At 71.3% G+C, this 12,054-nt stretch carries 8 protein-coding genes; 4 read left to right on the top strand and 4 right to left on the bottom strand.

The window, feature by feature from the left end:
* The first annotated feature begins 38 nt into the window (after positions 1-38).
* Positions 39-2,075, top strand: a complete 2,037-nt coding sequence (locus tag ACWGPE_RS01455) for a bifunctional aldolase/short-chain dehydrogenase (RefSeq protein WP_452047944.1) — start codon at positions 39-41, stop codon at positions 2,073-2,075.
* A 16-nt stretch (positions 2,076-2,091) separates the two neighbouring features.
* Entirely contained in the window at positions 2,092-3,537 is a 1,446-nt protein-coding gene (locus ACWGPE_RS01460; protein ID WP_452047945.1) for a rhamnulokinase, read from the top strand.
* A gap of 39 nt (positions 3,538-3,576) precedes the next feature.
* Here ACWGPE_RS01460 and ACWGPE_RS01465 read toward each other — a convergent pair whose 3' ends face one another.
* From ACWGPE_RS01465 to ACWGPE_RS01475, 3 genes are read right to left on the bottom strand one after another with little or no spacing between them, the layout of a single operon-like run.
* The gene (locus tag ACWGPE_RS01465) at positions 3,577-4,722 is read right to left on the bottom strand and encodes a DmpA family aminopeptidase (RefSeq protein WP_452047946.1); all 1,146 of its coding nucleotides are present in this window, start codon (positions 4,720-4,722) and stop codon (positions 3,577-3,579) included.
* Complete coding sequence (locus ACWGPE_RS01470) at positions 4,719-5,399, bottom strand: TetR/AcrR family transcriptional regulator (protein WP_231428728.1); 681 nt, start codon at positions 5,397-5,399, stop codon at positions 4,719-4,721. The genes ACWGPE_RS01465 and ACWGPE_RS01470 overlap by 4 nt, the downstream gene beginning before the upstream one ends.
* Positions 5,399-6,901: an APC family permease gene (locus ACWGPE_RS01475; RefSeq protein ID WP_231428729.1), complete on the bottom strand. Its 1,503-nt coding sequence runs from the start codon at positions 6,899-6,901 to the stop codon at positions 5,399-5,401. Before ACWGPE_RS01475 ends, ACWGPE_RS01470 begins: the two co-directional genes overlap by 1 nt.
* 281 nt (positions 6,902-7,182) lie before the next feature.
* On the opposite strand from ACWGPE_RS01475, the gene ACWGPE_RS01480 reads away from it, so the two are divergent.
* Entirely contained in the window at positions 7,183-8,694 is a 1,512-nt protein-coding gene (locus ACWGPE_RS01480; RefSeq protein WP_452047947.1) for an APC family permease, read from the top strand.
* Positions 8,691-10,694: a primary-amine oxidase gene (locus tag ACWGPE_RS01485; protein WP_452047948.1), complete on the top strand. Its 2,004-nt coding sequence runs from the start codon at positions 8,691-8,693 to the stop codon at positions 10,692-10,694. Before ACWGPE_RS01480 ends, ACWGPE_RS01485 begins: the two co-directional genes overlap by 4 nt.
* Before the next feature lie 433 nt (positions 10,695-11,127).
* Here ACWGPE_RS01485 and ACWGPE_RS01490 read toward each other — a convergent pair whose 3' ends face one another.
* On the bottom strand, positions 11,128-12,051 hold the full coding sequence (locus ACWGPE_RS01490; protein ID WP_452047949.1) for a LysR substrate-binding domain-containing protein: 924 nt from the start codon (positions 12,049-12,051) through the stop codon (positions 11,128-11,130).
* Between the last annotated feature and the right edge of the window lie 3 nt (positions 12,052-12,054).

The following is a 12,054-nucleotide window of genomic DNA, read 5'->3' on the forward strand; positions in this document are numbered from 1 at the left end:
CCCGACCACCGAACCCCACAGATCTCGAAGGAACCACCATGACGAACCCCGCAGCCGCCGAGCTCATCGCGCGGTCGAACCGACTCGGGGCCGACCCGAAGAACACGAACTACGCCGGCGGCAACACGTCGGCGAAGGGCACCGAGACCGACCCGGTCACCGGCGAGCCCGTCGAGCTGCTGTGGGTCAAGGGCTCGGGCGGCGACCTCGGCACGCTCACCGAGCAGGGCCTCGCGGTGCTGCGCCTCGATCGGCTGCAGGCGTTGCAGGGCGTCTACCCGGGCGTCGACCGCGAGGACGAGATGGTCGCCGCGTTCGACTACTGCCTGCACGGCAAGGGCGGTGCCGCACCGTCGATCGACACCGCGATGCACGGCCTCGTCGACGCGGCGCACGTCGACCACCTGCACCCCGACTCGGGAATCGCGATCGCGACCGCGGCCGACGGCGAGGATCTGACCGCGACGGTCTTCGGCGACAAGGTCGTGTGGGTGCCGTGGCGACGCCCCGGGTTCCAGCTCGGCCTCGACATCGCCGCGATCAAGGCCGCGAATCCGCAGGCGGTCGGCTGCATCCTCGGCGGGCACGGCATCACGGCGTGGGGCGACACCTCCGACGAGGCCGAGGCGAACTCGCTCTGGATCATCGACACCGCCGCGGCCTACCTCGCCGAGCACGGCGACCCGCAGCCGTTCGGCGGCGTGCGCCCCGGCTTCGAGGCGCTGCCCGAGGTCGAGCGACGCGAGCGGGCGGCCGCCCTCGCGCCCACGATCCGCGGCATCGCGTCGCACGACAAGCCGATGGTGGGCCACTTCACCGATGCCGACGTCGTGCTCGACTTCCTCGCGTCGGAGAAGGCGCAGGCCCTCGCCGCGCTCGGCACGAGCTGCCCCGACCACTTCCTGCGCACGAAGGTCAAGCCGCTGCTGCTCGACCTGCCCGCGACCGCGGCGGCCGACGAGCAGATCGCCCGCCTGCACGAGCTGCACGCCGAGTACCGCGCCGACTACCAGGCGTACTACGACGCCCATGCGACGGCCGACTCCCCCGCGATCCGCGGCGCCGACCCGCTCATCGTGCTGGTGCCCGGCGTCGGCATGTTCTCGTACGGGGCGAACAAGCAGACCGCCCGCGTGGCCGGCGAGTTCTACGTCAACGCGATCAACGTGATGCGCGGGGCCGAGTCGGTGTCGACCTACTCCCCCATCTCCGACGCCGAGAAGTTCCGCATCGAGTACTGGGCGCTCGAGGAGGCCAAGCTCCAGCGGATGCCGAAGCCCAAGACCCACCAGGGCCGCATCGCGTTCGTCACGGGCGCTGCGTCGGGCATCGGCAAGGCCATCGCCACCCGGCTCGCGGCCGAAGGCGCGTGCGTCGTCGTCGCCGACCTCGACCTCGAGAAGGCGCAGGCCGCCGCCGCGGAGCTCGGCACGGCCGACGTCGCGATCGGCGTCGCGGCGAACGTCGCCGACGCCGCCGCCGTGCAGGCCGCGCTCGACGAGGCGGTGCTCGCGTTCGGCGGCGTCGACCTCGTCGTGAACAACGCCGGCCTCTCGCTCTCCAAGCCGCTCCTCGAGACCACCGAGGCCGACTGGAACCTGCAGCACGATGTCATGGCCAAGGGCTCGTTCCTGGTCTCGAAGGCCGCGGCCCGCGTGCTCATCGACCAGAAGCTCGGCGGCGACGTCATCTACATCTCCTCGAAGAACTCCGTCTTCGCCGGCCCCAACAACATCGCCTACTCGGCGACGAAGGCCGACCAGGCCCACCAGGTGCGCCTGCTCGCGGTCGAGCTCGGCGAGCACGGCGTGCGCGTCAACGGCATCAACCCCGACGGCGTCGTGCGCGGTTCCGGCATCTTCGCCTCGGGCTGGGGCGCGAACCGCGCCGCGACCTACGGGGTCGAGGAGGAGGACCTCGGCCAGTTCTACGCGAACCGCACCATCCTCAAGCGCGAGGTCGTGCCCGAGAACGTCGCCGACGCCGTCTACGTGCTCACCGGCCCCGAGCTGAGTCGCACCACCGGGCTCCACATCCCCGTCGACTCCGGCGTCGCCGCCGCGTTCCTGCGATGACCGGCGGAGCACGGCGATGACGACCCCGGGCTCGGTCGCCGCGGTCGACCTGGGCGCGACGAGCGGCCGGGTCGTGGTCGGCCACGTCGACCAGTCGACCGGGCGGCTCGACCTCGAGCAGGTCGCCCGCTTCCCGAACGGCCCCGTACGCCTCGCCTCGGGCCTGCACTGGGATGTCACGGGGCTCTACCGCGACCTGACGCACGGCCTCGCCGAGGCGTTCCGCCTCGAGCCCGGCATCTCGTCGATCGGCGTCGACTCGTGGGCGGTCGACTACGGCCTGCTGCGCGGCGACCGGATGCTCGGCGAGCCGTTCCACTACCGCGACGAACGCAACGAGCGGGCCGTCGCCGCCGTGCACGCGGCGGTGCCGCCCGCGGAGCTCTACCGTCGCAACGGCCTGCAGTTCCTGCCGTTCAACACCCTCTACCAGCTCGCCGCCGAACGCGAGTCCGGATGCCTCGGGCTCGCCGACACGCTCCTGCTGGTCCCCGATCTCATCGGCTTCCAGCTCACCGGCGCGAAGGTCGCCGAGCGCACGAACGCCTCGACCACGGGGCTCGTCGGACTCGCGACCGGCGAATGGGACACCGAGCTCCTCGAGCGGCTCGGGCTCGAGGCATCCCTGCTGCCCCCGCTCGTGCCGCCCGGCACGGTCGTCGGGCCGCTGCGCCCGGCCGTCGCCGCCGAGCTCGGAGCGCCCGACGGGCTCGACGTCGTCGCGGTCGGTTCGCACGACACGGCCTCGGCCGTGGTCGCCGTGCCGATGCGGGCCGGATCGGCCGCGTACATCTCGTGCGGCACCTGGGGGCTCGTCGGCGTCGAGCTCGAGGCACCGGTCACGAGCGATGCGGCCCGGGCCGCGAACTTCACGAACGAGGGCGGCGTCGACGGGCGGGTGCGGTTCCTGCACAACGTCATGGGCCTGTGGCTGCTCAGCGAGACGGTGCGCTGGTGGGAGCGCGACGGCTCGCGCATCGTGCTCGCGGAGCTCCTGGATGCCGCGGCCGCCGTCGATCGCCCGGTGGCGCTGTTCGACGCGAACGACCCCCGCTTCCTGGCGCCCGGCGACCTGCCCGGTCGCATCGCCCGGTGGTGCGCCGAGTACGGCGTCGCCGCCCCGCAGACCCGTGCCGAGTTCGCCCGGTCGATCATCGAGAGCCTCGCCCAGGCCTTCGCCGACGCGGTGCGCGAGGCGTCGATCCTGTCGGGCGTCGTCGTGTCGACGATCCACGTCGTCGGCGGCGGCGCGCTCAACGAGCTGCTCTGCCGGCGGACCGCCGACCGTGCCGGCATTCCCGTGCTCGCGGGCCCCGTCGAGGCGACGGCCATCGGCAACGTGCTCGTGCAGGCGCGGGCCCAGGGGTTCGCCTCCGGCGACCTCGAGTCGCTGCGCGCGCTCGTCGCGCGCGCGTTCGAGCCCGTGCGGTACGAGCCGCGTGCGAGCCGGCACGGCGGCTGAGTTCGCGCGCTCCCCGGGCCGGCGCCGCCGCGCAACCCCTCAGGCCCCGCCGAACGCCGCCCTGACCTCGTCGTGAGGCAGCGCGTAGGAGACGTGCCCCTCGCGCCCGACGGTGTCGCGGGCGGCGACGAGCGCGTTGAGCACGGCCTCCTCGGTCGCCTCGACGACGGCCTCGTAGAACGGGTCGATGCTGCCCCACGCGACGTGCTCGAGCTGCTCGACCCGGACCTCGCCGTGGCCCATGCGCGACGCGAGCGCCCCCTCGTTCGCGGTCGAGAACGCGAGGAAGATGTCGCCCGAGAAGTGGCTGCCGGTCGTGCCCGTCCGGGCGAGTCCGAGCGGCACCCGGCGCGCGAGCGCACGGCACTGGTCGGGCAGCATCGGCGCGTCGGTCGCGACGACGACGATCACGCTGCCGGCGCCGGCCACGGCGCGAGCGGGCACGGACGCGCCGGCCGTGCCGGTGTCGCGCTCGAACCAGTCGGTCGACTCCAGCGGGTTCGGGGCCTTGGAGTCGCGGCCGAGCGGCCGGCCGGCGACCCGCAGCTCCCTGCGCGAGCCGAAGTTCGCCTGCAGCAGCACGCCGACGGTCCAGCTGCGCTCGCCCGACCGCACGATGCGCGATGCGGTGCCGGTGCCGCCCTTGAAGCCGTAGCAGTTCATGCCGGTGCCGCCGCCGACGCTCCCCTCCTCGATCGGGCCCGTGGCCGAGGCATCCAGCGCCTCGATCGCATGCCCGGGGGTCACCGTGTCGGCGTTGATCGAGTTCAGGTAGCCGTCCCAGGTCTCGCCGACGACGGGCAGCATCCACTGCGCGGCGGTGACGGGGTCGTGCTCGGCCAGCCACCGGTCGATGCCCCGGTGCACGGCGCCGACGGCGTGCGAGTTGGTGATCGCGACCGGCGTCTGGAACTGACCGGCCTCCTCGATCCAGCTGCGGCCGGTCAGCTCGCCGTTGCCGTTGAGCACGGCGACGCCGGCGGCGCACGGAACCCCGGGTGCGCCCTTGCCGCGCGGCAGTATCGCGGTCACCCCGGTGCGCGCGACGACCGGGTCGTCGGCGACGATCGTCGCGTACCCGACCTCGAGGCCGGGCACGTCGGTGATCGCGTTCCAGCGCCCCGGCTCGCCGTCGAACGGGATGCCGAGGTCGCGGGCGCGGGGCGCGGAGGGCAGGTCGGTCACAGCGGATCCTTCGGTGTCTCGTCGTGGTCGGCGGCAGCCGCATCGGCGTCGCGGTCGGCATCGCCGGCTCCGCCGGCGGCATCCCCGCCGAGGTCGCAGTCGAGCGCGAGCTCCGCGTACCGCACCGTGCACTCGAGGTAGCGGCCCCGCTCCCAGTTGTCGGGGTTCAGCAGGTAGAGGTCGTAGGCGTCCTCGAGGGCGACGAGGTTCGACGCGATCATGTCGGCGGGCATCCGCGGGCGGAACGCGCCGAGCGCGACCCCGACCTCGATGTTCGTGCGGTAGAGCGCGACCTGGCGCTCGAGCAGCACCGCCATGTGCAGCCGGTACTGCGGGTGGTCGCGCAGGGTGGCGGACGCCTCGTACGTGATGCGCAGGTCGTCGCTGATGACCTCGGGGATGCCGGCCTCGATGGTCGCGCGCAGTCGCTCGACCGGATCGGTGATGCCGTCCACGAGCGCGTGACGGCGCTCGATGAACTCGTCGATCGCCCCGCGCACGGCAGTCTCGACGAGGTGGTCGAAGCTGTCGAAGTGGTAGAGCACGCTGCCCGAGCTCACCTCGGCCCGCTCGGCCACCGACCGCACGCTCGCACCGGCGATGCCGCGCTCGCTGATGACCTGGCTCGCCGCGCGGAGCAGGTCCCGCTTGCGCTGCTGCACCTTCTCTGCCGCCACTACCGGACCTCCGCGTTCTCCGGTTCGACGGTGCGCTCCGGTGCTACGACGGTAACCGACCGGGTGAGGGCGGCATAGCGCTCGGGCGAGCGGCGCTTCATGACGAGGCCGACCACGATGCCGATGACGAAGACGGCCGGCACGCACCCGATGAGCGCCCAGTTCACGACGGGGTCGGTGAAGCCCGAGACGAGGTCGAAGTTGGTGATGATCACGACGAACGCGACGAGCAGGCCGACGGCGCCGAGCACGGGCGCCACGAGCACCCGCCACACCCCGTGGCCGCGGCGGTCCTTCCAGAAGAAGCCGATCACCGAGACGGCGGCGACGCCTTGGGCGAAGATGAGGCCCGCGACGCCGATGGCGTAGGTCCACAGGCCGAGCCCGAGGAAGGGATCGGCGCCCGAGAGGGCGCCCACGAGCACCGCGATGAGGCAGATCGCCGTGAGCGTGATGCTCGCGACGTGCGGCGACTGCATGCGCGGGTGGGTGCGGGCGAGCGGGGTGGGCAGGAGGCGCTCGCGCCCGAGCGAGAACAGGTACCGCGAGCAGGCGTTGTGGAAGGCGAGCGTGCATGCGAAGAAGCTCGTGACGATCAGCACCTCGAGCACGACGCCGGCCCACGCGCCGAGCGCGTTCTCACCGGCGATGAACTGCATCTCCTCGAAGTTCTCGGAGTTCGCGAGCGCGATGACGCCGTCGGCGCCGAAGGCGACCGTGAGCGCCCAGAACGTGAACGCGTAGAAGATGCCGAGGAACGCGATCGCGATGTACGTCGCCCGCGGCACGGTGCGGTCGGGGTCCTTCGCCTCCTCCGCGTAGATGACGGTGCCCTCGAAGCCGAGGAACGCGCCGAACCCGAAGACGAACAGCGCGCTCGCGCCGGCCGCGAAGAACACGTTCTGGGGGTCGAACGAGGCCGCCGTCGCCTCGCCGATCGTGCCGCCGTTCTGCACGATGATCGCGACCGCGATGACGAGCAGGATCGCGATCTCGGCGCTCAGCAGCACGGCGAGCACCTTGGCGCCGACGTCGATGCGGCGGTAGCCGAGGTAGCCGATCACGAGCACCGAGACGACCGACCAGACGCCCCACGGCAGGTCGAACCCGAAGAGGTTCGCGAAGGTGAGGTTCGCGTAGAAGCCGAGCAGTGCGTAGAAGCAGATGCAGAGGAACGCGTAGGCGACGATCGTCGTGAAGGCGACGCCGATGCCCACGGGCTTGCCGAGGCCGGCGGCCGCGTACGCGTAGAACGCGCCCGTGTTGCGCACGAACCGCGACATCGCGGTGAACCCGATCGCGAACAGGATCAGCACGACGCCGCTCGCGAGCATCGCGCCGGGCGCGCCGACACCGCCGACGAGGAACGCCAGCGGCGCCGAGCTGACTGCGACGGTGAGCGGCGCGGCGGCCGACACGACGAAGAAGACGATGTCGAAGGTGCCGAGCCTGCCCTTGGCGAGGCCGGCGTTCTCGGATGTCTCGGTGGGTGCGTTCGTCATCGGGGGACCTTCCATGGCACGACGTTGTGGTGTGAAGACTGAACAACCGTATCGTTTTAGGTTCCGCTGTCAAGCGATGATTGCATTTGATGCCCCGCATGGAGCTATACGATCGTGCAAAACACCTGGCATCAATTGAACTGATCTGGTGGAGCGAAGACATGTATTGGCGCGATCGACACGGCTGCGCTTGACTCGTCACGCGGTCAGCCCCATCGGTGCAACGGAGCATCGGTCGGCCCGCGATCCCCCAGGCCATGAGACGGACAGAGGAGTCCTCGATGAGCGCACAGCTTGAGACCTCGAACCTCAGGACCCAGCACTTCCGCAAGACGCTGGGCCGCGCCGACATCGTGCTGATGTCGATCAGCGCGATCATCGCGATCGACACGATCGCCCTGATCGCGGGCGCCGGTGCCGAGGCGTTCACCTGGACGCTCGTGATCGGCATCACGTTCCTGTTCCCGTACGCGCTCGTGATCGCCGAGCTCGGCAGCGCGTTCCACGAGGAGGGCGGCCCGTTCGTCTGGGTGCGCCTCGCCTTCGGCAAGCTCACCGCGGCCGTGGCGACGATGTTCTACTGGATCACCAACCCGCTCTGGATGGGCGGCTCGCTCGTCTTCATCTCGGCCGCGACGTGGGACGCCTATATCTCGCCGCTGCCGCCGGGCAGCGTCGGCGACTACGTGTTCAAGATCGCGTTCATCTGGCTCGCGATCGCCACCGCGGTGATCGGGCTCCAGTACGGCAAGCACATCCTCGCCGCCGGCGCGATCGTCAAGGTGGGCCTGCTCGCGATCTTCGTCATCACGGTCGTGCTCTACGGCCTGCGCTACGGCATCAACGGCTTCGTCGCCGGCGACTTCTCGCCGACGACGGCGGGCTTCCTCGCGGTGACGCCCGTCATCCTCTTCGCCGTCGTGGGCTTCGAGGCCCCCAACGGCGCGGCTGAGGAGATGCGCAACCCGCAGCGCGACGTCCCGCGGGCGATCGCGGCCTCGGGCACCATCTCGATGCTCTGCTACCTCGTGCCGATCTTCGCGCTGCTCGCGGTCGTGCCGGCCGACAGGATCGAGGGCGCCGGCGGCTTCCTCGAGGCGCTCCGCGAGGTGTTCAAGGTCTACGGCGGCGCCTCGGAGCCCATCATGATGGTCGCCGGCCTCCTGTTCGTGTTCATCGCGTTCACGCAGGCCAGCGCCTGGATGATCGCCTCCGACCGGGTGCAGGCGGCGGCCGGTGCCGACGGCGCCTTCTTCCGCTACTTCGGCAAGTTCTCCGAGCGCCTCGGCACCCCTGTGCGCATGAACCTGCTGAGCGGCATCGTCGCCACCGTCTTCTGCCTCGCGGCGACCGTGCTGCTCGAGGGCAGCGCCGCGACGATCTTCACGATCGTGCTCATCGTCGCGATCTCGACGCTGCTGCTCTCGTATCTCGTCATCTTCCCGACGATCATCGTGCTGCGGCGCAAGTACGCCGACGTCGAGCGCCCCTTCCGGGTGCCCGGCGGCAAGGCCGGCCTGTGGGTGTCGTTCGCCCTCATCTACGCATGGGTGCTGCTGGGTTCGTGGGTCGCCGTCTTCCCGGGTACGCTCGAACCCCTGTTCGGACTCGAGTACGACTTCATCGACGTCTGGGGCGTCGACCAGCTGGTCTTCGAGACCTTCACGATCGGCACCCTCGTCGTCATCGCACTGCTCGCGGTCGTCGGCTACTTCTGGCAGCGCAGCCGCGACCGGGCGACCGACCTCGACGTGATCGACGAACTCGACGTCCTCGAGGGGACCGCCTCATGAACCCGACCGCACTCATCCACGCAGAGACGGAGAGCCCAGTGACCGACCTCGCCACCCCGACCATCCGGCGGGTGCACCCGCTCGATCCGCTCGGCGCCGACGAGATCGTCGCCGCGCGCGACCTGCTCGTCGCCGAGGGCCGGCTCCGTGACACGGTCCGCGTCGCCTACCTCTCGCTCAAGGAACCCGCGAAGCGCGCTGTCGCGGCCGGGCTCGAGCCCGGTGGTACCGGCCCGCACCGCGAGGCCCGCGCCATCCTGCTCGACACCGCGACGGGCGAGACCACCGACCTCGTGCTCGACCTCACCGCCGGCGCTATCACGGCCTCGGTCGCGGTCGACCCGGCCGTCGCCGGCCAGGCGCCGGTGCTGCTCGAGGAGTTCGACGCGATCGAGGAGATCCTGGCCGCCGACGAGGGCTGGATCGCCGCCCTCGCCTCACGCGGGCTCACCCCCGACCGGGTGCGGGTCGCTCCCCTCTCGGCGGGCATCTTCGACTACCCCGGCGAGGAGGGCAAGCGCCTGCTGCGAGGGCTCGCATTCGTCGAGCGCGAGCCGGGCGACTACGCCTGGGGCCACCCGGTCGACCAGCTCGTCGCCTTCGTCGACATGATCGAGCGCCGCGTCGTGCGCATCATCGACGACGGGCCGGCCGAGATCCCGCTCGACAACGGCAACTTCGAGGACCCCGAGCTCACGGGACCGCTGCGAACCGACCTCAAGCCGCTCGTCATCAGCCAGCCCGAGGGGCCGAGCTTCTCGCTCGACGGCAACGTGCTGAGCTGGCAGAAGTGGGACCTGCACGTCGGCTTCGACGCGCGCGAGGGCCTCGTGCTCAGCCGCATCGGCTTCGACGACCGCGGTCGCCGGCGCTCGATCATCGACCGCGCCTCGATCGCCGAGATGGTCGTGCCCTACGGCGACCCGGCGCCCTACCGCTCGTGGCAGAACTACTTCGACACTGGCGAGTACCTCGTCGGCCGCGACGCGAACTCGCTCGAGCTCGGCTGCGACTGCCTCGGCGAGATCACGTACCTGACGCCGGTCGTCGCCGACGACTTCGGCAACCCGCGCGAGATCCCGCAGGCGATCTGCATCCACGAGGAGGACTTCGGCCTGCTGTGGAAGCACACCGACGGCTGGGCCGGGCACAAGTCGACGAGGCGCCAGCGCCGGCTCGTCGTGAGCTTCTTCACCACCGTCGGCAACTACGACTACGGCTTCTACTGGTACTTCTACCTCGACGGCACCATCGAGTTCGAGGCCAAGGCGACGGGCATCGTCTTCACCGCGCGGTATCCCGGCAAGGGCTACCCCTACGCGTCGGAGATCGCGCCCGGGCTGGCCGCGCCGTACCACCAGCACCTGTTCTGCGCCCGGCTCGACATGGCCGTCGACGGCGACGCCAACGCCGTGCACGAGCTCGACCTGCAGCGCGTGCCGAAGGGCGAGGGCAACCCGCACGGCAACGCCTTCACCCGCTCGCGGCGCGTGCTCGCGAGCGAGTCGGAGGGGCGGCGCAAGGCCGACGGCTCGGTCGGCCGGGTCTGGGAGATCGTCAACACCGAGAAGACGAACGTCGTCGGCGAGCCCGTCGCGTACACGCTCTTCCCCGAGGGGCAGCCGACGCTCGCCGCGGCCGACGACTCGTCGATCAGCCGCCGCGCGGCGTTCGCGACCGAGCACCTGTGGGTCACGCGCTTCGCCGAGGACGAGCGCTACCCCGCGGGCGACTTCGTGAACCAGAGCATCGGCTCGCCGGGCCTGCCCGAGTACGTCGCGGCCGACCGCGACCTCGACGGGCACGACCTGGTCGTCTGGCACAGCTTCGGCCTGACCCACTACCCGCGGGTCGAGGACTGGCCGATCATGCCGGTCGACTACACGGGCTTCACGCTGAAGCCGACGGGCTTCTTCGACCAGAACCCGGCGCTCGACGTGCCGCCGTCGCAGCCGGCCACGGGCCACTGCGGCGCCGACGGCGACGCCTGTCACTGCTGACGGCTGACGGCTGACGGCTGACGGCTGCGATCGGCGGGTCGGCGGGGTGTGCACTCCCCTGCCGGCCGCCGCGCCGTCGCGTGAAAACAGGAGAATCCGACACGCACCCCTGGCATACGGGCCTACCCGCCGAAATATCCTGCTCAAGACCACGGATGCTGTCGCCCCAGCCGCGCCCGGCCGCCCATAAACGGGCCTGCCTGTCGAAATATCCTGTACAAGGCCCGGATGCCGCCACGCGCGCCCGCCGCCGACCCCACCCGGCACCTGCCCACGCTGCGTGAACAGGAATATCCGACACGCACCCCCGCATACGGGCCTGCCGGTCGAAATATCCTGCGCAAGGCCCGGATGCCGCCACGCGCGCCCGGCGGCGGGCACGCGTGCACGCGTCACCCGCCCGGCGGCGGGCACGCGTGCACCCGCCCGGCCCCTACCCCTGCGGCGCCCCGAACAGCTCGCGCGCGAGGGTCGCGACGACCCGCGCCCGCGCCGTCGGCCGCACCCCGGCGACGCGCACGAGGCACACGTCGAGCGGCGCCACGTCGTCGGCGATCGCCACGGCCCGGAGTTCGCCGCCGTCGTAGGTCTGGGGCGATCGCGGCACCTGGTTGAGGATCGAGTAGCCCTGTCCGCGCGCCACGAGCGAACGCACGGTCTCGTAGCTGCGCGAGCTGTAGCGGATCTGCGGCTCGACACCCGCCGCGGCGAGCATGCCGAGGAAGTACTCGCGCGAGTGCGGCATGTCGAGCAGTACGAGGTCCTGCCCGGCGAGCGCCGAGAGCTCGATGCGCTCGCTCGCCGCGAGCGGGTGGTCGGCCGGCAGGATCACGTGGGGCGGCGCCGAGAAGAGGTGGTCGAACGACAGGTCGTGGAGCTGCCCGAAGTCGTAGGCGATGGCGGCCTCGACCGAGCCGTTGAGCAGCATCGCGACGGTGCCGTCGGCGTCGGCCTCGAAGACCTCGATGCGCAGGCGGGGGTGCTCCGCCTCGACGCGCGAGATGAGCGTCGGCAGCACGAACGGCGCGAGCGTCACGAAGCACGCGAGCCGCAGGGTGCCGCGCACGTCGTGGTGATGGCCGCGCACGGCGTCGGCCATCTCGTCGACCTGGGCGAGCAGCGAGTGCGCGTCGCGCAGCAGCTGCTCGCCGGCTTCGGTGAGCGCGAGGCCCTTGCTGCGCTGCCGCACGAACAACTGCACGCCGAGGGTGCGTTCGAGCTGCGCGATCGCGGTCGAGACGGCCGACTGGGCGACATGCAGGTCGACGGATGCCTCGGTCATCGACCGCTTGGTCGCGGCCGCGACGAAGTACCGCAGCTGCACCAGGGTCAGGTCCGATCGGCCGAGTCGTGCCATGCG

Source organism: Agromyces sp. NPDC055658, from assembly GCF_053618155.1.

Bases quoted from the DNA above. Each gene is read 5' to 3' on its own strand.
- ACWGPE_RS01485 (WP_452047948.1), top strand. From the start codon at position 8,691: ATGAACCCGACCGCACTCATCCACGCAGAGACGGAGAGCCCAGTGACC.
- ACWGPE_RS01480 (WP_452047947.1), top strand. From the start codon at position 7,183: ATGAGCGCACAGCTTGAGACCTCGAACCTCAGGACCCAGCACTTCCGC.
- ACWGPE_RS01460 (WP_452047945.1), top strand. From the start codon at position 2,092: ATGACGACCCCGGGCTCGGTCGCCGCGGTCGACCTGGGCGCGACGAGC.
- ACWGPE_RS01490 (WP_452047949.1), bottom strand. From the start codon at position 12,051: ATGGCACGACTCGGCCGATCGGACCTGACCCTGGTGCAGCTGCGGTAC.
- ACWGPE_RS01475 (WP_231428729.1), bottom strand. From the start codon at position 6,901: ATGACGAACGCACCCACCGAGACATCCGAGAACGCCGGCCTCGCCAAG.
- ACWGPE_RS01455 (WP_452047944.1), top strand. From the start codon at position 39: ATGACGAACCCCGCAGCCGCCGAGCTCATCGCGCGGTCGAACCGACTC.